Raw genomic sequence first — 21,051 nt, 5'->3', positions numbered from 1 at the left:
TGTAAGCTGCAAGCCGTGGATCTGCTCGCTGAAACCGTGCTCGAAGAGGTCGCGACGCTGCTGAAGTCCCTGCGCGGCGTGTGGGACGAAGAGGCCGTCGACGAACTGAATCACGCACTTCAGTCGGCGGCCCGCGCCATCGACGACGGCGCCGACGACGAGTTGGTTCTGGCCGCTGCGATGCACGATCTGGCGCACAGCCCGCTGTTCGACGCGGCCGCGGCCACCCACCACGACACGACAGCGCGGGACTGGCTGGCACCGAGGTTCGGCGAGCGCGTCGGCTTCCTTGCCGGATCACACGTCGCCGCCAAGCGGCACCTGGTCGCTACCGAACCCGGCTACGGATCCTCGCTCACGGAGACGTCAGTGCTGTCGCTTGAGGCCCAGGGCGGCGCAGGCGTCGACGCCGCGCTCGTCTCACATCCGTGGTGGCCCGACGCGCTGCGCCTGCGCCGCTACGACGACGCCGCGAAGGACCCCGAGGCCGGGGGTGTGACAATCGATGACGTGCTGACGATCGCGAAACGGGTCATGGGGCAACGACAATCGGGCAGGCAGTCGCCGTGAGCAAGCCCTACGCCATCCGCACCGCCCTCGACGCGATCCTCGACGATCTCGTCGAGGGTGACGCCTTCCCGCCCGAGCGCGAGCTCGCAGTGCGCTTCGGCGTCGCACGCGAGACCGTGCGGCAGGCGCTGCTGGAGCTACTGGTCGAGGGCCGCATCGAGCGTAGGGGCCGGGGCACGGCGGTGGCGAAACCGAAACTGGTTCAACCGCTTTCGCTCACGTCGTACACCGAGGGCGCGGTGCGGATGGGCCGCAAGCCCGGCCGCATCCTGGTCACCTGGGAGGACGTCGACGCCGCTGCCGACCTGACCGCGGCACTGGACGTCCCCGCGGGCGAAGCCGTCATGCACCTTGAGCGCTTGCTGCTCGCCGACGGTCAAATCATCGGGTTGGAGAGCACCTATCTGCCCAAGCATCGCTTCGGGCACTTCACCGAGACCTTCGACCCGACGACGTCGCTGTACGCCGCGATCCGTGCGACGGGGGTCGTGTTCGGCTCAGCGGTCGAACGCATCGAGACGGCGCTCGCGAGCCCGCGGGATGCAGCGCTGATCGAGTCGACCACGGCGATGCCGATGCTGCGCCTGCACCGGCGCTCACTCGACACCGAAGACCGGCCGATCGAAGTGGTGCGCTCGCTGTACCGCGGTGACCGCGTCGCGTTCGAGGCCATCCTCAACGACCGCGCCTGACGACGACGGCGGCGCGATCGTCACGCCCTTCAGTAGCCGGGCTTGTTGGCCAGGATGATCAGGCGGCTGATCTTGTCGTCGTCCAACGAGAAGTAGAACGTGAGCACCAGCGGGTCGGGCAGTCCCGTCTTGTCGTACTCGCCATCGATTTCAGCGCTGACGAAGTAGTCGCCGTGATGTTCGCGTGTCTCGGTGAACTTGGTGGTGACGGCCTTGTCGCCGACGATTTCCCGATCGGTCCAGCGTTGGATCGACTGATGTCCCAAGAACTCCCGCTGGATGTCGTTCACCACGGCGTCGTCGGCGAAAGCCGAGACCATGCCCGAGCCGTCGAAGGCGTTCATCGCCGTGAAGTACTGGCGGACAGGTGTGGGCATCACGTCGGTCGTGATTGCGGTCATGATTTTCTCCCTTTCGTGGCATCGGGCTGATTGGACCCACCACCCACCCTGTTGCCTCCACCTGCCGGAGGGTCAACCCCGGTCGCCAACAAGCCGGCGGCCCGAGAACGTAAGGTCGTTAGCGTGGCTGACTTTCACCCGGACCTGGCGCGCGCAGCCCGGTTCATCCCCCGCACTCTCATCACTCCGTACACGCTGCCCTTGCTTCGAGGCGCCGACCGGCTGTTGTCGCGCCGCGGGCGCAGCGCAGCCGGCGTCGAGGTACTGACCCTCGCCTCTGGCGTCGGCGTCCGTCTGCACCGGCCGCCTGGCGCGACGGAATCCGCGCCGGGCATGGTGTGGATTCACGGTGGCGGTTACCTGATCGGCACCCCGGCGCAAGACGACGGCATCTGCCGCCGGTTCGCACGCGAGCTCGGCATCACGGTCGCCGCCGTCGACTACCGGCTGGCACCGGAGTATCCGTATCCGATTCCGCTCGAGGACTGCTATTCGGCGCTGACCTGGCTGGCCGGGCTGCCCGCGGTCAACCCGGCGGCGGTGGTCATCGCAGGCGCCAGCGCAGGCGGAGGCCTCACGGCGGCGCTGGCGCTGCTGGCCAGGGACCGCGGTGAGATCGACGTCGCCGCACAGGTTTTGGTCTACCCGATGCTCGACGACAGGTCGTCGACCGCGGAGGGAATCGACCGCAGCGGTCACAAGTTGTGGTCGCAGTCGTCCAACCGGTACGGCTGGTCGAGCTACCTCGGCGACGCCGACCCGAACGTCGCCGTGCCATCTCGGCGCGACGACCTCGGCGGGCTACCGCCTGCGTGGCTCGGCGTCGGCACCCTCGACCTGTTCCACGACGAGGATGTCGCGTACGCCGAGCGCCTGCGGGCGGCAGGCGTGCCGTGCCAGCTCGAGATCGTCGACGGCGCATTCCACGGCTTCGACGGCGTCGCCCCGAAGGCGCCGGTGTCGCAGGCGTTCGCCAACAGTCAGATCGAGTTCCTGCGCCAGATGCTCAAGCAGACGGAACCGTCGGACGCCTGAACCCAGCGCCGCCCACCACGACGGTGGACCTCTCGGCGTTCTGCTCGTGCGGCTGGCCGAGCGGGATCGCGCTGGCCCGGTCCAGCTCGTCGTAGGTGTCCGCGTCGAGCCGGACGTCGAGTGCGCCGAGGTAGTCGTCCAACTGCTCGACCGTGCGCGGGCCGATGATGGGCACCACCCCTGTCGATGAGCGGCGGGCGCGCTCGAGCAGCCACCCCACCGCAACCTGCGGCACCCTCATCGACACGGCCGCCGGTTACCAGGCCGGACAGTCCGAGGAGTTCCTCGGCCGCAGGGGCAAGTCGCTCGGTGCTGAGTTTATTTCGCAGTACTCAGCTGCTTCGGGTTGGCCGGACCAAGCGACGACACACCAAATACGCGGGGTCCCGGGCGGCATCTACGCGTCTGCGCCGATGTTTTGCACGTGGTGGTGGCTGCAGGGTAGCTAGCATGAGCGAGATTGACGCGGTGCCGTTGAACTGGAGCGACCTGGGCGTGAGCGAACTGGTACCGACCGGAACGGTGACGTTGCTGCTGGCCGACGTCGAAGGCTCAACACGGCTATGGGAGACCCAGGCCGAGGAGATGACGGCCGCCTTCGCCACTCTCGACCGCACCCTGGCCGAGGTGGTGGGCGCCCACGGCGGTGTGCGGCCCATCGAACAGGGTGAGGGCGACAGCTTCGTCATCGCATTCGGGCGTGGTAGCGATGCGGTGGCGTGCGCGCTCGAACTGCAGCGGGCCGCGCTCGCACCGATCCGGCTACGCATCGGCCTGCACACCGGAGAGGTCCAGCTGCGCGACGAAGCCAACTACATCGGGCCCACCATCAACCGCACCGCACGCATTCGTGACCTCGGACACGGCGGGCAGACCGTGCTGTCGGGAACCACGGGCGATCTGGTCTGCGACCGGCTTCCCGCGGATGCCTGGCTAACCGAACTGGGCACGCACGCCGTTCGTGATCTGCCACGTCCCGAGCGGGTCGTGCAGCTCTGTCACCCGGACCTCCGCAATGAATTCCCTCCGCTGCGCACGGCGAAGGCGCCTCGAACACACAACCTCCCGGCGCAACTGACCAGCTTCGTCGGACGGGCTGCGCAGATCGACGAAGTACGTCGCCTGCTGCTCGACAACCGGCTCGTGACACTGACCGGCGCCGGTGGAGCGGGCAAGACCCGACTCTCCGTCGAGGTCGCGAGCCGACTGGCCGACGAGTTCCCCGACGGCATCTGGTGGATCGACTTTGCGCCGGTCGGGGATCCCGTCGTGGTGCCGGTTGCCGTGGCCCGCACTCTGGGGCTGCCCGACCAGCCGGGCCGTTCACCGATCGAGACGGTGCAGCGTTTCATCGGTGATCGGAAAGTCCTTCTGCTGCTGGACAACTGCGAGCACCTGCTGGATGCCAGCGGCGACGCGATCATGACACTCCTCAACGCGTGTCCGCAGTTGACGGTGCTGACCACCAGCCGGGAGCCGATTTCGGTGAGCGGCGAGGTGACCTGGCGCATCCCGTCGCTGTCGTTGGACGAAGAGGCGATCGCGCTGTTCACCGACCGGGCCAAACGGGCGCGGCCCACCTTCCGTGCCGCCGGCGACGACGCCGACCGCGTCGCCGACATCTGCCGACGGCTCGACGGCATGCCACTCGCGATCGAGTTGGCGGCCGCGCGGGTGCGGGCGTTGTCGCTACGGCAGATCTCCGACAGCCTCAACGACAGGTTCCGTTTGCTCACGGGTGGCGCGAGGAACGCACTTCGCCGCCAGCAGACACTGCGCGCGTCTGTGGACTGGTCGCATGCGTTGCTGACCGAACCCGAGCGCACCCTGTTCCGCAGGCTCGGTGTCTTCATGGGCGGCTTCGATCTCGATGCCGCCCAGGCCGTCGCGGCCATGACTGAAGGGGAAGAGTTCCAGATCCTCGACCAGCTCAGCCTGCTCGTCGACAAATCCCTCGTCATCGCCGACGACGACATCGGCGCCATGCGGTATCGCCTGCTCGAGACGGTCCGCCAGTACGCGCTCGAAAAGCTCAGTGAGTCCGGCGAAGCCGACGAGGTGCGTAGCCGCCATCGCGACCACTACACGGCAACCGCGGCCGAGCTCGCGAGCAATGCCCGGCTGGTGGAGTGGGCCGAAGGAGAGATCGACAACATCAGAGCGGCGCACACATGGAGCCTCGACAAGGCAGACTTCGAGATGGCACTGCTCTTGGTCTCGTCGCTGCAGCGATTCTGGACGATTCGCGGCCGCATGCGCGAAGGAATCGCCGGGTCGCAGTTGGTCTTCGACGACGGACGGTACCGAGATGCAGATGTCTCACCCATCGTCTGGACATCTGCCGTCGCGTACATGAGCACCCTGGCCGCGTGGATCACGGCGCCTGCCAGTCTGGAGCGGGCTCAGGAGGCGCTGGACGTCGCCCGCGGGCTCGGTGACAAAGCCCTGATCTCACTATGTCTGGGCGCCTGCGGGGCCGTCGCGTACTTCACCCCGGACGTAGCGCTGTCCTATATCGACGAGGCCGTCGACGTTGCCCGCGCCTCGGGTGACGAATCGATACTGTGCGACGTCCGCAGCTACCAGGCGTTCGCGTGCAATGCCGCCGGTCTGCCATCAGCGTCGCAGGCCGCCGCCGAAGAAGGTCGTGGCATCGCCGACAAGCTTGGAGATGGGTTCAGGTCACGACACTGCCGGATCTGGCTGGGCGCCGCGGTCGGCATCCAGGGCAACCTGGCGGCCGGACGGAGTTTGGCGAACCAGGTCGTCGAAGAGGCGGACGCCGCACGCGAACACCTGCTGACGCTCATCGCTCTCATAGGACGTGCACAGTGGGAAGCCGCGATGGACGAGCCCGAACTGGCTAGGTCGACGGCGGAATCCGCGCTGGCGAAATCCGTTGCCATGGGTGGCTATCACGAAGACAGCGTCTACATGACACTCGCAATCATCGCACTCGTGGCGGGCGACGCCGCCGCGGCGAAACACGCCTGCGAGACGGCTATCAACACGGCTGCGCCCCAGCGTCTCGCGTACACGAAGGCGTTGGTCCCGATGGCTGAGGCCTTGGCGGGATGCGGCGACCTAATCGCCGCACGACGCTGGGCAGACGAGGTAGTCGGGTTCGCGCCTGGCGCGCACCGAATGGCCGCGTTGATCGTGCGCTCCTTCGTCGCCCTGTCTCAGGGTGAGCCGGATCAATCCGAGCGCGACGCACACGCCGCGCTGGCCATTGCCTCAGACACCGGAGCCCGATTCCGCGTTTCAGTGGCCCTCGAATGCCTTGGGCTGCTGCGCGCGACAGACGATGATCATCGTGCCGCCGCACGTCTCCTCGGCGCCGCGGCGGGCATCCGAGAGCGCACTGGTGAGGTTCGCTTCATCCTGGGTCGGGAGTGCGACACAGCTGTTACCGAACTCCGAGAGCAGCTCGGACAAAAGGACTTCGATGCCGGGTGGGCCGAAGGGGCCGCGCTTTCAACAGACGAGGCGATCGCCTATGCGCAACGAGGCCGCGGAGAACGCAAGCGACCGACCAGCGGCTGGGGATCACTGACACCTACGGAGCTCGACGTCGTCCGACTCGCCGCAGAAGGTTTGGGCAACAAGGACATCGCCGAACGGATGTTCGTCTCACCTCGCACCGTGCAGACCCACCTCACGCACGTGTACGCCAAACTGGCCATGACCTCGCGCATCAAGCTCATCCAGGAGTCCGCCCGCCACGCATGACCGACACCGACGGATCAGAACGTCACGCCCGTTCGAACACCACGCTTCCCTCGATGATCGTCGCGGCGACCAGGTCGGCGTCCAGTTCGCGGAGCAGTTCCTCTGGCGATGCGGCGATCACGCACAGGTTCGCCGCTTGGCCGGGTGCGACGGTCCGCGGTCTGGCCGGAACACCGGGGTCGCCGAGGAACATGTCCAATGCGGTGCGTGCGTCGATGCGTTCGGCCGGCCCGAGGACCGCGCCCGACGGGGTGGTGCGATGCACAGCGGCCCGCATCGCTGCCCACGGGTCGGCGTCACCGAACGGCATGTCGGTGGACAGCGCGACCTTGATTCCCGCCGCCAACAGCGACGCAACGCGCCACAGGTGGTGGTGCTCGTCGTCGGCGACGTCGGCGAGGTACTGGTCGCCGCGTTCGGCGATGAAGTTCGGTTGCGTGGCGACGGTCACGCCGAGCCTGGCCAGTTCGGGCAGGCAGTCGTCGGGGACGACGGCGGCGTGCTCGATGCGGTCGCCCGGCCGGACCCCCGCCGCGTCCAGTGCGGCGATGGTGACGACGAGTTGGGCGGCAGTGACGCAGTGCAGCGCGACCGTGCCGCCCGCGGCGTGCGTGGTACCGATCCAGCGGGTCAGCTCGTCGAGGTCGAGGCCGTCGTCGTGCAGGATCCGCTTGCCGGGCGCAAGGCCCGTCACGTGTTGGACGAGTTCGCCGTGGCGCTGGGCCTCGGCGAACTTCATCAGGTCCGCGATGCCGAGGCCGGGGGTGGCGTCGGTGACGCCGGTGACGCCGTAGGACGCCAGCCGTCGGCTGACCTCGGCCAGCCCGGTTTCGCGGCGCTGCAAGGAGTTCGACCAGTTCTGGTCGGCGCTGCGCAGCCGTCCGTCGGGATGGTCCGGCAGCCCGACACAGGCCAGCCCGGCCGAGTTCAGCGTCCACAGGACCCCGCTGCGATGCTGCACCCGAACCGGTACGTCAGGTGCGACCTCGTCGAGCGTGGCGCGGTTCAACGGCCCGGCGACGGCTTCGTGGTATCCGACGGCCCTGATCCAGCCGTCCTCGCCGATCACGGCCCCGGCCAACACGCGGGCGAGGTCGATTCGACCGTGCACCTCCCGTGGCCCGACGGTGACCGACGTCAACGCGGCTGCCGCGGAGTGTAGGTGGACGTGGTGATCGTGCAGGCCGGGAATGACGGTGCGGTGGGCGGCATCGAAAACCGACTCCCCTGCGGACGGGGTGAGGTTCTCGGCCACGTCGACGATGGACTGTTCGGCCCTGATGTCGACGACCGTGCCGTCGAGCAGCCGTGCGCCCTGAATCAGCATGCGGCGAAGCTCCTTTCGCTGACCAGGCGGTGTACCCGAGCGTTGTCCAAGCCGAGTTCGGCGGCAGGTAATGCCACTGTCGGCGCAGCGGGTGGCAGTGCGGCACAGTCGCTTTCGCCCGGCAGCTCGGGCAGTGCGGCGTAGCTCGCGGCGACGGCGGCCATCGCGACGTCGACGAGTTCGCCGCCGCCGCGGCCGAGGCTCTCGGCAACCGCCAGCGCGGCATGCAAGCCCGTAATGGGGTCGGCGACGGCATCGGCGCAGAACACCGGACCTTCGGCGCTGCGGCCGACCAGGCCGCCCGACACCGCGGCATCGTCGCCGAAGGCCACCAGGTTCCCGAGGTCGCCGTCGGCACCGTGGCCGGTGATCCGCAGCCACACCCGGCCGTCGCGCGCGGGCACGTCGCCGGGACCGAGGCCGCGCCGGGCCAGCGCGGCGGGACGCGACGAGGTGATCACCACGTCGGCCGCTGCGAGCAATGCGCGCAGGCTCGACGGATCATCTAAATCTGCTGCGTAGGACAGCTTTCCGCCGTTCATCCAGTCGAAGAATGCCTTCGGGCCGAGCCGGGTTCCGTCGGGCCGCCTCCTGCTCTCGACCTTCACGACCGTGGCACCCGCCCACGCCAGGATCTGCGCGCACAGCGGGCCCGCCCACATCGAGGACATGTCGGCCACCAGAAGGTCCGCAGTTGGGCGGGGCGACGTCGTCGCACCGATTCGCCGCACGACCGGCAGCCCGGCAGACGTCTCGCCGAGGACCGCCGCGGGCAAGTCGAGCAGGCGGGCACGGGCGACCACCTCGTCGGCCGATCGGGCTGCAGCCCAGCGTTCGACGGCGGGCCAGGTGTCCTCGGGGGCGATCTCGGTTTCCAGCATGGCGGGCACGTCGTCGACGTCATCGGGCCGCGACAACGTGATGGCTGCCCAACCGTCGCGGGTGGACAACAGTCGGGTGGCCCCGCCCGCGGAGACTCGGCCGCCGCGGGACAACCCGAGTTGAGCGGCGCGCCCGGTCAGCAGTGTGGCGGCGTCCAACTCGACCCCGATCCGGCGGCCGAGGTCGGCGGTGACCTCGCGGGTTCTTGCCAGCACCGTGGCACGGGAGAAGTCGGCGGGACCGTCGGGCAGGCCGGTCAGGTGGGCCAGGCCGCTGGCGCCCCAGTCCCGCGCCACCGCATCCACGGCACCATTGTGACGGAAGCGACCCCTGCGGCGACGTCGAACCGGGTCGCTAGAAGTTCAGTGCGGTGAATCTCCAGTCCAGCACCTGGCGGTCGGTCTCATCGACCGCGTAAACCAGCGACCGCAACGACAACACCGCCCCGCGGCCACCGGGCAGGACCGCCGCCTCCTCCACGTGGATCTCGCTGTAGAGGGTGTCGCCCTCGTGCACCGGTCCGGTGTGGTCGCAGGACGCCCAACCGAGCACCGTGACGAGGTTCGGCAGCGCCCGCGTCACCTGGGCCAGCGCCAGTCCTATGGTGTGCCCGCCGTACACCAGACGCTGCCCACCGACGCGTGAATCATGGTGTGTCGCTGCGATGTTGAGCGTGAGGCGGGCGAGTTCCGGTGCGCTGCTGACCACGTCGGCGGTGCCATGCAGCACCGCACCGACGATGGACGGATTGAAATGTGGGCCAGCCACCCTGGTGCGGAAGGCGTCGGCATCCCAGGCTTCGGTCGGATCCGGCGGAGCTGGCGCATCGGCGCCGATGGCCGACAGGTCGTCGGCATGGCCCGTTTCAGCGGCACCCTCGCGCAGCGGCAGCATTGCGCAGCGGTGGAAGTCGAGCACCAGACGGTCGGCCTGGTCGATGGTCGTCATCCGCAGAGCCGCCAGACCCGTTGGCGTGCGCCCCGACTTGGCCGAATTCTGTTTCAGGCCAACGATCTCCGTGCGGGTGTAGAGGGTGTCGCCAAGTACCGGGAACCGGTGAAACCGCAGGCCGCGGTAGAACAGGTTGGCCTTCACGCGCTGGGTAGCCAGCGTGCTCTGACCGATCGCGACGTCGCAGACGAATGCAGGGTGGGCCAGCGCGGCAGACGCTCCGGTGACCGCATGGGTCAGGGTCTGGTCCAGCGGCAGCCGCATGCGGTCACCGAGGATCGCCTGGTGCACGGCGGCGGCACCAGCGCTCAGCGTCATCGACGGCGCCCAGCCGAATACCTGGCCGACGTGTAGTTCGTCGAAGTGCGGGCCACCCGAGATATGGCCGGACAAAGTCACAGCTTCACATGCTGACAGCCTCTTGATCTGCGTGTCAATATGGCCGTACATTTGGAATCGATGAACACTCTCAACGACGAAGAAGCCATGCTGGTGCAGACGGTGCGGGCGTTCGTCGACCGCGACGTGCGCCCCACGGTGCGCGACGTCGAGCATGCCAACGACTACCCCGAGGCGTGGATCGAGCAGATGAAGTGCATCGGGATCTACGGCCTTGCCATCCCCGAGGAGTACGGCGGGTCGCCGGTGTCGATGCCCTGCTACGTGCTGGTGACCCAGGAACTGGCCCGCGGTTGGATGACCCTGGCAGGCGCGATGGGCGGGCACACCGTGGTGTCCAAGCTGCTGACGCTGTTCGGCACCGAGGAACAGAAGCAGCACTATCTGCCCGCAATGGCCACCGGCGAGATCCGCGCGACGATGGCGCTGACCGAGCCCGGCGGCGGGTCGGACCTTCAGGCGATGACCACCGCCGCGCGCACCGACGGCGACGACCTGGTGATCAACGGCGCCAAGACGTGGATCACCAACGCGCGACGCTCGGGGGTTATCGCTCTGCTGTGCAAGACCGATCCGAACGCCACGCCGAGACACGCGGGCATCTCGGTGGTGCTGGTCGAGCACGGCCCTGGACTGACCGTGTCGCGGGATCTGCCGAAGCTCGGTTACAAGGGCGTCGAGTCCTGTGAATTGTCGTTCGACGACTACCGCGTTTCCGCGTCCGCGATCCTCGGCGGCACTGCGGGCAAGGGCTTCTCGCAGATGATGACGGGGCTGGAGACCGGGCGGATCAACGTCGCCGCGCGGTCACTGGGAGTGGCGACGGCGGCACTCGAGGATTCGTTGAAGTACGCGCAGGACCGCGAGAGCTTCGGCAAGCCCATCTGGAAGCACCAGTCGATCGGCAACTACCTCGCCGACATGGCCACCAAACTGACTGCCGCGCGCCAACTGGTGCTGCACGCCGCGCGCTGCTTCGACAGCGGCGAGCGTTCCGACATGGAGGCAGGCATGGCCAAGCTGTTCGCCTCCGAAGTCGCGATGGAGATCGCGCTCAACGCCGTTCGCATTCACGGCGGCTACGGCTACTCCACCGAATACGACGTGGAACGCTACTTCCGCGACGCCCCGCTGATGATCGTCGGTGAAGGCACCAACGAGATCCAGCGCAACGTGATCGCCGCGCAGCTGGTCGCCCGCGGCGGCGTCTGAGACCATGCGATCTGCCCCGGCGTATCAGACACTGCGCCAACAGCTTCAGGACGAGATCGCGGCAGGACGGTATCGCGACGGCGCCCGGCTGCCGACGGAGTCCGAGCTGGTCGCCAGCCACGGCCTTTCCCGTCAGACGGTGCGGAGGGCCTTTCAGGACCTGGTCGCCGATGGGTTGGTGTACCGGGTGCCCGGCCGCGGCACCTACGCCAGCGAGTCCGGCCACCGATACCTGCGCCAGCTCGGCTCGATCGAAGACCTGATGAGCCTGTCCGACGACACCACCATGGAGGTGCTGTCGGGCTTGCGCCGCCGCGTCGACGTCGAGGCCGCCAGCCGGCTGCGCCTGGTCGAGGACGTCGTGTACACGGTGGTGTTCCGGCGCTGTCACGACGGGGTCCCGTTCGTGCTCACCCGGGTACACCTGCCTGAGTCGGTGGCCCGGAGGGTCCTCGATGCGCCCGAGATGGCCGACGGCGCGATGAGCACCACCACCGTCATCGGCCTGACCGAGCCACACCTCGGTGCGCCGATCGTCGAGGCGGCACAGTCGATTACGGTCGGGGCGGCGGATCGCGAGGTGGCGGACGCGGTGGGCTGCACGCGAGGCCATTCGATGCTGCGGGTGGACCGGTTGTACGCGGACGCCACGGGCACCCCGGTGGAGTTGGCGGTCAGCCATTTTCTGCCCGAGCAGTACACCTACCGGGTGACGCTGCGCCGCTCCAATTAGTCGGGATACGACGACCAGGTGCGCACCGATGGCTCAAGACCGAGTGCGGTCAGCCAGCGGGACTCCCCGGCCTGGATGATCTCCTCCGCTCGGCCGCAGAGCACCTCGCCGAGATCGGCCGCGTCGTCGACGCCCAGCGCCGCCCGCAGATCGGCGACCTTGACCGACACCGAGTACTCGTACTCCGACGTGCCGGACCAGCTGGCGGTGTCCAGCCCGCTGAAGGTGACTGTTTCGTCGTCGTAATCCAGCTCGACGGTCAGCGTGTCGGTCTTCCAGAACCGTCGGCTGCGCACCTCCCGATCATGGCAGTTCGCCAAGCGTCACCCGAAGGACCGCGGCGCGTTCATTTTGCAGTGAGGGTCGTGAACTTCGACAAAGCACGACCCTGCACGCAATCTCAACGCCCGAAACGCGGCGCGCGCCCCTAACCCACCTCGTCGACCAGGCCCCAGTCCAGCGCGGTGGCGGGGTTGATTGCCTTTCCCGACAAGACGAGATACGCGGTGCGCCAGCGCCCGATCCGCCGGGTGACACTCACGGTCCCGCCCGCGCCGGGGATCAGGCCGAGCACCAGTTCGGGCAGCCCCAGCGTGGCGCCCGGCCGACACGTCACGTGCCCGCAAAACGCCGCCATCTCCAGCCCGCTGCCAAGCACCTGACCGTGCACCTCCGCGCGGCACGCCTTCCCAAGCCGGGCGGTGATCTCGTCGAGCACCAATGCTGGGCTGTGCCGCGTGCGGGAAACGTGTGCGGTGGCCGGGTCGGTTAAGCTGCCGAACTCCGCGAGATCGCCTCCGCTGCAGAAGGACTCGCCGTTGCCGGTGAGCACCACCTCGGTCACGGACGGATCAAGGCGAGCCACCTCGAGTGCCTCGAGCAGTGCCGCCCGCGCGTCGGTGGAGAACGCGTTGTGGCGGCGCGGCCGGTTGAACCGCACCCGCAGCACGTCGCCGTCCCGCTCCGCCTGAACGGGATCGGGGATGTCCGGCACCGTCGCCGGTCCGCGCTCCGCCAGCCACGTGGCGAACTCCGGCCCTGACTGCAGCGTCGAGTAGGCCAGCGACTCCATGATCAGCCCGACGGAAGCGGGTGCCGCGACGTCCACGGCGCGCAGTACGTCGTCGCAGACCGTCGCGGCGATCGGCCACCGCGCGATCCGCTCCGCCAACCCGTCGAGCGCCGCTTCGATCGACGGCACCGTGACCGTGCGCGGGTCGGTGCTCGGCTCCTCGGTCAGCGTGAAGCTGGCCAGGTCCGCGGACTCGGCCGTGGAAAGGACGCCCCCTTGGACGGCAACGTGTCTCATGAGTACTTCTTGATGAGCTCCTGCTTGTAGAGCTTGCCCGTGTCGGTGCGCGGGAGCTGCGCCTCGAACGAGATCGACCGTGGACACTTGTAGTGCGCCAGCCGATCCCGCAGCCACGTAAGGAGCTCACCCTCGAACTCGGGGGTGGCATCGCTCGGGTCGACGGTCTGCACCGCCGCCTTCACGCTCTGACCCATCTCGTCGTCGGGGACGCCGAACACCGCTGCGTCCATCACCAACGGATGCGTGACGAGCAGGTTCTCCGCCTCCTGCGGGTAGATGTTCACCCCGCCGGAGATGATCATGTGGTGGCGTCGGTCGGTGAGGTACAGGAACCCGTCCTCGTCGAGATAGCCGATGTCCCCCACCGTCATCCAGCCCCTTGAGTCTCTCGACGACGCCGTCTTCTCCGGGTCGTTGAGGTACTCGAAGGAAACACCGCCCTCGAAGTAGATCTCGCCGGCCTGCCCCGGCGGCAGCTCGTTGCCCTCCTCGTCGAGGATGTGCACACCGCCGATGTTCGCCTTGCCGACCGAGCCAGGATGCGTGAGCCAATCCTCCGCGAGGATCAGGGTCGAGCCGTGGGCCTCTGAGGACGCGTAGTACTCGTCGACGATCGGCCCCCACCAGTCGATCATCTGTTTCTTGATCTCGACCGGGCACGGGGCGGCTGCATGGATCACGCGCTCCAGGCTGGATACGTCATGCGACTTGCGTACGTTTTCAGGCAGTTTCAGCATCCGGGTGAACATCGCGGGGACGAACTGCCCGTGCGTGACGCGGTGGCGTGCGATGGCGTCCAGGCAACCCTCGGCGTCGAACTTCTCCAGCACGACAGTCGTGATCCCAGCGGCCTGCATGCTCATCGACCACACCGACGGCGCGGTGTGATAGAGCGGAGCGGGACTCAGGTAGACCGCGTCGGGGTGCGACCAGAACCCGACAAGCGCCGACATCATCCCCGGCGTCTCGGACGGCGCGACGTGCTGCAGCGGCCGCTTGATGCCCTTCGGCCGGCCGGTGGTACCAGACGAGTACTGCAGCAGATCGCCCTCCCACTCGTCGTCGATGGGCGTATCGGGTTGGTCCACAACGCATTCCGGATAGCGCGTCCAGCCGTCCAGATCGCCGTCGGCGATCAGCAGCACCTCGGGCAGCCCACTCGGCAGCCCACTTGACAGGCCCTCGCACGTCTTGCTCAGCGCTGCAGAGGCGATGATCCCCTTCGCATTGCTGTTGTCGATGATGTACGCGGCCTCTGCGGGGGTGAGGTGCGTGTTGATCGGCACGTAGTAGAGCCCGCTGCGCCGCGCCGCCCACATGACCGCGTGGATGTGCTCGTTGTTCTCCATCAGAATCGCCACCACGTCGCCCTCCCGCAGGCCGTGCGCGCGGAAGTAATGGGCCAGGCGGTTGGCCCTGGCCTCCAAGCCATCGAAGGTGACGACGGTGCCCGTCGGGTACAGGATGACGGCCGGTTTCCCAGTACCCACGTGCTCGCGAATCTGCATGGGCAGCACTTTACGACGAGCCAAGTTGACAGGTGTCAAGTGGGTCCGATAAGTGGCCAGGGACCACCGCGAAACCGATCGTGTGGCGAGGTCACAGGCCATACCATGACATCGCCGGGAAGTCCCTGGGAAGTGCGGGAGTGGTGCTCGATGGATATGCGGGCGGACGAACCGGTCAAACCGTCGGGCGTCGTCACGTTTCTGTTCACCGACATCGAAGGATCGACCCGGCGGTGGGAAGCACACGCTCAGTCGATGCGGGCGGCGCTCGCTGCGCTCTTCGCGTACGGCTGGGCCCGTTCCGACGTCGAGCCCGCGGCAGCATACGAAGCCCTCCGACGGGCGCTGATGATGGCGCGGGACAGCGGCAATCGTCAGATCGCATCGCACATCGCGGTGAACCTGACCAGACTCGCCACCAACCGCGACGACACCGACGCCGCGCTCGATTACGTGACCCTTGCGGTCCGCAGCTACTACGACTGCGGCAACTTCTCCCTACTGCCCACCGCCTTGGCCGTGCTCACTGCACTCTTGGACCGGCTCGCGCGTGCTGAGCCCGCGGCCACAATGAGCAGGTTCGCGACCACGACGTTCACGCAACTCGCCTACCCGGAGCTCGCCGCTGCGATCCGGCATCTTCGCGAAGTGCTCGGCGACGACGGCTACGAATCCTTGGCACAGGTAGGCGCAGTGATGACGCCGGCCGCCATGGCCACGTATGCCATCGACCAGATCGATGAGGCCCGCGCCGAACTCGAGTAGTCGACTACTCTAGGCCGCTCCCCGTAACCGCTCGATGCTCTTCTAGATAGTCGATCGCCCTGCGAGGAGCCCCCGATGACCATCGAACTCGACCGACCAGGCCCGCCGAGCGTGTTCGACGCCGGCCTGCCTTCCATCGACTACTCGCTCGTCCAAGATCCCGAGGAGGCGCACGAGATCTTCAGGCAGGCGCGGGAACTAGCGCCGATCGCGCTTGGGCCACACGGTCCCGAGCTGCTTACCTACGCTCTGGTCCACGCCGTGCTGCGCGATCCGCGATTCTGCCCGCCGCAGGGGTTCAGCCTTGCCGCACAGGGCATCACCTCCGGCCCGCTGTGGGATCGGGTGGTCAACAGTCTGCTGTGCATCGACGGCGCCGAACACCACCGGCTCCGCCGACTCGTATCCAAGGCGTTCGCCCCCCGCGCCGCCGCACGTCTGTGCACCACCATCGCGGCGGTCATCGACGAACTGGTGGCACCACTCACCGCCACCGGAAACTGCGACATCGTCGACGACGTCGCACGGCAGTATCCGATCCCCATCATCTGCGCGCTGCTCGGCACGGACCGCCGGGATTGGAAGCTGTTCTCCGACTGGACCGACGACATGATGAAGACGTTCAGCTGGACTGCCGCCCAGGACCAGGCCGACATCCTGCGGTCGTGGAGCGCTGTCGACGCCTACCTCGACGACATGATCGCCGAGCGGCGCAACGCCCTCACCGACGACCTGATCTCCGACTTGATCCGCGCCGAAGACGACGGCGACCGATTGACGCATGACGAACTGCTCATGCTCGCCGCCGGCCTACTAATGGCAGGCACCGACACCACGCGAAACCAACTGGCTGCCGCCATATATACCTTGTGCGACCACCCCGACCAATGGGAGCTGCTGGTCGAGCATCCAGAACTCGCACCGAAGGCGGTCGAGGAGATCATGCGCCATTCCCCGGTGGCCGCCGCGACCTTCCGCACCGCGGCGGTCGACGTCGAACTGGGTGGGGTCACGATTCCGGCGGGCACACTCACCATCGTCAACGCGGCCGCCGCCAACCGCGACCCCGCCATATACGACGATCCCGGTCGCCTCGACATCACCCGCGATGCCCCGTCTGCGATGCTGACCTTCGGCGGCGGCGTGCACTACTGTCTCGGATCACACCTCGCCAGAGCCGAACTCGTCGAGGCGTTGACCGTCATCACACGGCGCATGCCGAACGCGCGACGCACCGGACCCGCCCCTTGGAAACCATTGACCGGGATGAGCGGCCCAGTCACGCTGCCCATCGAATTCGACACCGGCCACTGATACGCATCCTGGCGAGCCGTAGCTCGGGCTTTAGGCCTCTTCGGCGAGCCTGGTCTTGAGCGCGTCGAACTCGTCCTTGATGCCGGTCGGCAGCTTCTCACCGACGAACTCGAACCACTCCTCGATCTGCGGCAGTTCCTTGCGCCACTCATCGGCGTTCACTGCGAGCGCCTCGTCCACGTCGGCGGCCTGCACGTCGAGCCCGGACAGGTCCAGGTCGGCGGCGGTCGGCACGATGCCGATGGGCGTGGTCTTGCCATCTGCCTGGTGCTCGATGCGCTCGATGGCCCACTTCAGCACCCGGCTGTTCTCGCCGAAGCCCGGCCACAGGAAGCGACCGTCGTCGCCACGGCGGAACCAGTTGACGAAGAAGACCGCAGGCATCTTGGACTCGTCGGCGTTCTTGCCGATGTCGATCCAGTGCTGGAAGTAGTCACCGACGTTGTAGCCGAGGAACGGCAGCATCGCCATCGGGTCGCGCCGGATGGTGCCAACCTTGCCCTCAGCGGCGGCGGTCTGCTCGGAGCCGAGCGTGGCACCGATGAAGACGCCGTGCTGCCAGTCGCGGGCTTGGGTGATCAGTGGAACGGTCGTCTTGCGGCGGCCGCCGAACAGGATCGCGGAGATCGGCACGCCCTGCGGGTCGTCCCACTCGGGCGCCAGCGTCGGACACTGCGAGATCGGGGTGCAGTAGCGCGAGTTCGGGTGCGCCGCCTTGTCCTCCGATTCGCGGTACCAGTCGTGGCCCTTCCAGTCGACCAGGTGATCCGGGTCGCCTTCGAGGCCCTCCCACCACACGTCGCCGTCGTCGGTCTTGGCGACGTTGGTGAAGACGGTGTTGCCCGCCGCGATGGTCTTCATCGCGTTCGGGTTGGAATTCCAGTTGGTGCCAGGCGCGACGCCGAAGAAGCCGAACTCGGGGTTGACGGCGTACAGCCGGCCGTCCTTGCCGAAGCGCATCCAGGCGATGTCGTCGCCGACGGTCTCGGCGCGCCAGCCCGGAATCGTGGGCTGAAGCATCGCGAGGTTGGTCTTGCCGCACGCCGACGGGAACGCTGCGGCGATGAAGTACGCCTTGTTCTCCGGCGAGATCAGCTTGAGGATCAGCATGTGCTCGGCGAGCCAGCCCTCGTCGTGGGCCATCGCCGACGCGATGCGCAGCGAGTAGCACTTCTTGCCGAGCAGCGCGTTGCCGCCGTAGCCGGAGCCGTAGCTCCAGATCTCGCGGGTCTCGGGGAAGTGGGTGATGTACTTCGTGTCGTTGCACGGCCACGGCACGTCGGCCTGGCCGGACTCCAGCGGCGCGCCGAGCGAATGCAGCGCCTTGACGAAGAAGCCATCCTCGCCGATCTTGTCCAGCGCCGCCTGGCCCATCCGGGTCATGGTCCGCATCGAGACGACGACGTACTCGGAGTCGGTGATCTCGACACCGAGCTTGGGGTCCTCGGCGTCGAGCGGTCCCATGCAGAAGGGCACCACCCACAGCGTGCGGCCACGCATGCACCCGCGGTACAGGTCGGTCATGAGGCCCCGCATCTCGGCGGGATCCATCCAGTTGTTGGTCGGGCCCGCGTCGATCTCGCGCTCCGAACAGATGTAGGTGCGCGACTCGACGCGTGCGACGTCGGACGGATCGGATAGCGCGAGGAACGAGTTCGGCTGCTTCTCGGGATTGAGGCGCTGGAAGGTTGCCGCCTCGACGAGCTGAGTCGTCAGCCGCTCGTACTCCTCCTCGGAGCCGTCGGCAAACGCCACCCGGTCGGGCTGGGTCAGCTCGGCAATCTCTTGAACCCAGGCAAGGAGGCCCGCGTGCTTGGTCGGCGCCGTATCCAGGCCCGGAATGGTCGCTGAAGTCATCGAATTCTCCTGCTGGCGGTCACGGTCATCGCATTTACTAGAGGTTAACGCGGGTGACATACCCGCGGAGAATCGAGCCTATGTCCGATCGCTCACAGGAACGATTCAGATGCCGAATTTCGCCGTTTTCCGTGATTCTCCGTCGATCTGGGCCATCTATTGTGCGTCCGCAACTCGCTGTTATTCGCCCGCAACTCGACGGTGAACGCGATCTCGGCATCCAGCATCCGGCGTGCGACCGTCTCCTCCCCACCGCTGCGCAGCGTGGCGATGACCTCCCCGACCCACCTGTCCATCAGCGCCCGGTCGTGCAACACGCCACGGATGCCGACCACCCAGATCGTCAGGAGCAATCCGACCACGCCACCGACGACTAGACCGATGAGGTCCGAGCCGGGGCCCAGCGCAGTTGTCAGACGGCCGAGCGTCAGCGCCACCCCCAGGCCGAAGCCGCCACCGAGCACCAACATCAGCCGGGTCTCCAGCCGACGCGACGATGGTCGCGGCAGGGGCAACTGCGGCGGCGGCCCGGCCGAGGCCCGTGCTGGCGTCAACGTGCGTGGCGTCAACGTGAGTGGCGTCAACGCGAACTCACCGATGGCTCGGTCGACGGCTTCATCAATCACGACGTCCAACTCCGCACCGAAGTCGGCCACCGCGTCGCGCACCCCGTCACCGAACCGCGCCACCCCGCCACGCGGCAGTTCCGCCGCCTCCGCCCGCAGGTCGGCGCCGATCTCCGCGCAGCGCCTGCGCACGAAGTAGGTCAGCGTCAGGCGGGCCCGTTGGATTCCGCCCCGCACGGCGATGGCGTCCATCGATCTCGACGCCTGACGCGCACGGGGCAGCCGATCCGGCTTGGCAAGGCGGGCGACCAGTGTGCGGACCAGTTCGTCCACGTCGGGCTCACCGAGATCGGGCGCCGCGGCGACCCCCACCCACGGCACTTTCTGGTAGCGCTCGTCGCGGCGGGCCAGCAGTGCGCGGTCGGCGGCCTGCACGTCACGCCACCCTCTGTGAGCGTCGATCTTGGAAACCGCCCCAATCACCAGGTCGGTGCCCGCCGCCGCCCGTTCGATCAGGTCGACGTCGGAGTCGGCCAGCGGTGCGACGGCCGAGGCGACCACGACGACCGCATCGGGTGCCAGGGAAGCCTCGACCACGGTGTGGTCGGGCAGGCGGTCGGCGAGCGCCGCGGCGAGGCTGGAGACGCCTGCCGACGGCGATCCGACCACCGCGATGACGCTCACCGGCGGCCGTCGAGCAGCCGCAGCGATCCACGGGTGATGTCCGCGCTGCAACTGCGATGCAGCGCGTTGACGGGCCCGCCGCCGTAGCGCCGCCACTGCAGGGCGCGACGGTGGTGTGCGTCGGGGTGATCACCCGGGTCGACCCGGATGCCGTCGGCCTCGACCACGTCGACGGCCGCGGCCATCGTCGCAAGCACGGCTGCCTCGGAATTCAGCAGCCCGAACAACCCTTCGTCGTCCAATTCGATTGCCAGGGAATGTATTTCGGCCAACGCCGCGCGAAGACGCCGGTAGCGGACGGGGGCGGTGCACGTGCGGAGCCCGCCAAGGACGGCGTCGACGTTGCTCAGCCGCTGCAGGAGTGCGGGCAGCGTGGCCGGTTCGTCGCCGCGGGCCAGTGCGAGCACGGCGTGCGCGATGCCGAACCGGTCCAGCCGCTCGAGCAGACGTGTTCGCATGTCGCCTCCTACCGGGTGCTCGCCACGCGTGAAGGCGTCGACGGACCCGAGGTCGGCTGGCGTGCTGACCAGCGTCCGGAGCGCATCGACGAGTTCGTCGTCGAGCGCCCCTGTCGCAGCCAACAGGCCGACCATGGCGACGGTCGGTGTCCCGGTGCGCCGTTGCACGTCAGCCGCCCTGCGGTGGGCCTTCGGTATCGCGCCGCCGGAGCGCGACCCGGTCAGGTCGGCCTTGTTCAGCACGATGAGCGTTGGCGGGCCTGCCGCCGCCATCGCCCATTCCTCTGGCTTGAGTGCTTCGGCGATCACCAGTACCTGGACCTCTGCCGTGGCGGGGTCGGCAGTGACGGCGACACCGTGGTGCCGGAGCGCGGCGGCCACGGTGTTGCGGCCCGCCCCGGCCCGGCCCACCACCGCAACCCCGATCCGGCGCCGAAGACGGCCGATGATCGGCGGCAATCCTGGCGTCGCGCTGGCCTCAGCGAATCGCGTCAGATAGTCGTCGAAGGCGCCGGGAACCTCGGCTGACGGACTTGGCATCACGGTGTTCACCCCCAGGCCATCGTCGCATTTCGGCGACGTCGTCAAGCGCGGAGATTTTGCGGTACCCGATCCCCGCCGATGGAAGGCAACTGTTGGGTATCAATCCGTAC

The 21,051-nt window shown here is 67.8% G+C and carries 19 protein-coding genes; 8 read left to right on the top strand and 11 right to left on the bottom strand.

Annotated elements, in window-relative coordinates; all coding sequences use genetic code 11:
- The first annotated feature begins 15 nt into the window (after positions 1-15).
- Both HNP02_RS16575 and HNP02_RS16570 read left to right on the top strand, forming a co-directional pair.
- Positions 16-570: an HD family phosphohydrolase gene (locus HNP02_RS16575; protein WP_309241581.1), complete on the top strand. Its 555-nt coding sequence runs from the start codon at positions 16-18 to the stop codon at positions 568-570.
- Positions 549-1,262, top strand: a complete 714-nt coding sequence (locus tag HNP02_RS16570) for a GntR family transcriptional regulator (RefSeq protein ID WP_184440782.1) — start codon at positions 549-551, stop codon at positions 1,260-1,262. The genes HNP02_RS16575 and HNP02_RS16570 overlap by 22 nt, the downstream gene beginning before the upstream one ends.
- A gap of 29 nt (positions 1,263-1,291) precedes the next feature.
- On the opposite strand, the gene HNP02_RS16565 is transcribed toward HNP02_RS16570, so the two are convergent.
- On the bottom strand, positions 1,292-1,663 hold the full coding sequence (locus HNP02_RS16565; RefSeq protein WP_184440318.1) for a nuclear transport factor 2 family protein: 372 nt from the start codon (positions 1,661-1,663) through the stop codon (positions 1,292-1,294).
- 123 nt (positions 1,664-1,786) lie between these two features.
- Between HNP02_RS16565 and HNP02_RS16560 the strand changes: the two genes are divergently transcribed.
- Positions 1,787-2,698 carry an alpha/beta hydrolase gene (locus HNP02_RS16560; RefSeq protein WP_184440316.1) on the top strand — a complete coding sequence of 304 codons (912 nt, stop codon included), beginning with the start codon at positions 1,787-1,789 and terminating at the stop codon, positions 2,696-2,698.
- Here the strand turns inward: HNP02_RS16560 and HNP02_RS16555 are convergent.
- Positions 2,670-2,939: an aldo/keto reductase gene (locus HNP02_RS16555; protein WP_184440780.1), complete on the bottom strand. Its 270-nt coding sequence runs from the start codon at positions 2,937-2,939 to the stop codon at positions 2,670-2,672. The two genes, HNP02_RS16560 and HNP02_RS16555, sit on opposite strands and share 29 nt — an antisense overlap.
- A 209-nt stretch (positions 2,940-3,148) precedes the next feature.
- On the opposite strand from HNP02_RS16555, the gene HNP02_RS16550 reads away from it, so the two are divergent.
- Positions 3,149-6,430, top strand: a complete 3,282-nt coding sequence (locus HNP02_RS16550) for a LuxR C-terminal-related transcriptional regulator (protein WP_184440314.1) — start codon at positions 3,149-3,151, stop codon at positions 6,428-6,430.
- A 22-nt stretch (positions 6,431-6,452) separates the two neighbouring features.
- Here HNP02_RS16550 and HNP02_RS16545 read toward each other — a convergent pair whose 3' ends face one another.
- Genes HNP02_RS16545 through HNP02_RS16535 form a run of 3 tightly spaced genes read right to left on the bottom strand, consistent with a single transcriptional unit; the run spans position 6,453 to position 9,989 of the window.
- Positions 6,453-7,757, bottom strand: coding sequence for an amidohydrolase family protein (locus HNP02_RS16545; protein ID WP_184440312.1), 1,305 nt, complete (start codon positions 7,755-7,757; stop codon positions 6,453-6,455).
- Complete coding sequence (locus HNP02_RS16540; protein ID WP_184440310.1) at positions 7,751-8,944, bottom strand: CoA transferase; 1,194 nt, start codon at positions 8,942-8,944, stop codon at positions 7,751-7,753. Before HNP02_RS16540 ends, HNP02_RS16545 begins: the two co-directional genes overlap by 7 nt.
- 49 nt (positions 8,945-8,993) lie before the next feature.
- Positions 8,994-9,989 carry a MaoC family dehydratase gene (locus HNP02_RS16535; RefSeq protein ID WP_184440309.1) on the bottom strand — a complete coding sequence of 332 codons (996 nt, stop codon included), beginning with the start codon at positions 9,987-9,989 and terminating at the stop codon, positions 8,994-8,996.
- A gap of 60 nt (positions 9,990-10,049) precedes the next feature.
- On the opposite strand from HNP02_RS16535, the gene HNP02_RS16530 reads away from it, so the two are divergent.
- The gene (locus tag HNP02_RS16530) at positions 10,050-11,201 is read left to right on the top strand and encodes an acyl-CoA dehydrogenase family protein (RefSeq protein ID WP_184440307.1); all 1,152 of its coding nucleotides are present in this window, start codon (positions 10,050-10,052) and stop codon (positions 11,199-11,201) included.
- A gap of 4 nt (positions 11,202-11,205) precedes the next feature.
- Positions 11,206-11,934 (top strand): GntR family transcriptional regulator, encoded by a 729-nt coding sequence (locus tag HNP02_RS16525; protein WP_184440305.1) that lies wholly within the window; start codon positions 11,206-11,208, stop codon positions 11,932-11,934.
- Here the strand turns inward: HNP02_RS16525 and HNP02_RS16520 are convergent.
- The 3 genes from HNP02_RS16520 to fadD4 form a co-directional block, all read right to left on the bottom strand.
- On the bottom strand, positions 11,931-12,230 hold the full coding sequence (locus HNP02_RS16520; RefSeq protein WP_184440302.1) for a hypothetical protein: 300 nt from the start codon (positions 12,228-12,230) through the stop codon (positions 11,931-11,933). The two genes, HNP02_RS16525 and HNP02_RS16520, sit on opposite strands and share 4 nt — an antisense overlap.
- A 131-nt stretch (positions 12,231-12,361) precedes the next feature.
- On the bottom strand, positions 12,362-13,243 hold the full coding sequence (locus tag HNP02_RS16515) for an enoyl-CoA hydratase/isomerase family protein (RefSeq protein WP_184440300.1): 882 nt from the start codon (positions 13,241-13,243) through the stop codon (positions 12,362-12,364).
- On the bottom strand, positions 13,240-14,754 hold the full coding sequence (fadD4, locus tag HNP02_RS16510; RefSeq protein ID WP_184440298.1) for a fatty-acid--CoA ligase FadD4: 1,515 nt from the start codon (positions 14,752-14,754) through the stop codon (positions 13,240-13,242). The genes HNP02_RS16515 and fadD4 overlap by 4 nt, the downstream gene beginning before the upstream one ends.
- 105 nt (positions 14,755-14,859) lie before the next feature.
- Here fadD4 and HNP02_RS16505 point away from each other — a divergent pair, with 105 nt between their 5' ends.
- A complete protein-coding gene (locus tag HNP02_RS16505) occupies positions 14,860-15,519 on the top strand; it encodes a hypothetical protein (RefSeq protein WP_184440296.1) in 660 nt (219 codons plus the stop codon).
- 75 nt (positions 15,520-15,594) lie between these two features.
- On the top strand, positions 15,595-16,833 hold the full coding sequence (locus HNP02_RS16500; protein ID WP_184440294.1) for a cytochrome P450: 1,239 nt from the start codon (positions 15,595-15,597) through the stop codon (positions 16,831-16,833).
- Between the two features lie 30 nt (positions 16,834-16,863).
- Here the strand turns inward: HNP02_RS16500 and HNP02_RS16495 are convergent, their stop codons facing one another.
- From HNP02_RS16495 to HNP02_RS16485, 3 genes are all read right to left on the bottom strand, one after another.
- Entirely contained in the window at positions 16,864-18,690 is a 1,827-nt protein-coding gene (locus tag HNP02_RS16495) for a phosphoenolpyruvate carboxykinase (GTP) (RefSeq protein ID WP_184440292.1), read from the bottom strand.
- A 92-nt stretch (positions 18,691-18,782) separates the two neighbouring features.
- Entirely contained in the window at positions 18,783-19,940 is a 1,158-nt protein-coding gene (locus HNP02_RS16490) for a hypothetical protein (RefSeq protein WP_184440290.1), read from the bottom strand.
- On the bottom strand, positions 19,937-20,938 hold the full coding sequence (locus tag HNP02_RS16485; RefSeq protein ID WP_255506591.1) for a hypothetical protein: 1,002 nt from the start codon (positions 20,936-20,938) through the stop codon (positions 19,937-19,939). Before HNP02_RS16485 ends, HNP02_RS16490 begins: the two co-directional genes overlap by 4 nt.
- Positions 20,939-21,051 lie beyond the last annotated feature (113 nt).

The sequence above is a fragment of the Mycobacterium sp. AZCC_0083 genome (assembly GCF_014202335.1).
Lineage (GTDB): Bacteria > Actinomycetota > Actinomycetes > Mycobacteriales > Mycobacteriaceae > Mycobacterium.
Note: the sequence above shows the minus strand (reverse complement) of the source record. Positions and strands in the feature narration are given on the sequence as shown.

Bases quoted from the DNA above. Each gene is read 5' to 3' on its own strand.
- HNP02_RS16500 (WP_184440294.1), top strand. From the start codon at position 15,595: ATGACCATCGAACTCGACCGACCAGGCCCGCCGAGCGTGTTCGACGCC.
- fadD4 (WP_184440298.1), bottom strand. From the start codon at position 14,754: ATGCAGATTCGCGAGCACGTGGGTACTGGGAAACCGGCCGTCATCCTG.
- HNP02_RS16485 (WP_255506591.1), bottom strand. From the start codon at position 20,938: ATGCCAAGTCCGTCAGCCGAGGTTCCCGGCGCCTTCGACGACTATCTG.
- HNP02_RS16525 (WP_184440305.1), top strand. From the start codon at position 11,206: ATGCGATCTGCCCCGGCGTATCAGACACTGCGCCAACAGCTTCAGGAC.
- HNP02_RS16545 (WP_184440312.1), bottom strand. From the start codon at position 7,757: ATGCTGATTCAGGGCGCACGGCTGCTCGACGGCACGGTCGTCGACATC.
- HNP02_RS16550 (WP_184440314.1), top strand. From the start codon at position 3,149: ATGAGCGAGATTGACGCGGTGCCGTTGAACTGGAGCGACCTGGGCGTG.
- HNP02_RS16555 (WP_184440780.1), bottom strand. From the start codon at position 2,939: ATGAGGGTGCCGCAGGTTGCGGTGGGGTGGCTGCTCGAGCGCGCCCGC.
- HNP02_RS16565 (WP_184440318.1), bottom strand. From the start codon at position 1,663: ATGACCGCAATCACGACCGACGTGATGCCCACACCTGTCCGCCAGTAC.
- HNP02_RS16530 (WP_184440307.1), top strand. From the start codon at position 10,050: ATGAACACTCTCAACGACGAAGAAGCCATGCTGGTGCAGACGGTGCGG.
- HNP02_RS16495 (WP_184440292.1), bottom strand. From the start codon at position 18,690: ATGACTTCAGCGACCATTCCGGGCCTGGATACGGCGCCGACCAAGCAC.
- HNP02_RS16505 (WP_184440296.1), top strand. From the start codon at position 14,860: ATGACATCGCCGGGAAGTCCCTGGGAAGTGCGGGAGTGGTGCTCGATG.
- HNP02_RS16515 (WP_184440300.1), bottom strand. From the start codon at position 13,243: ATGAGACACGTTGCCGTCCAAGGGGGCGTCCTTTCCACGGCCGAGTCC.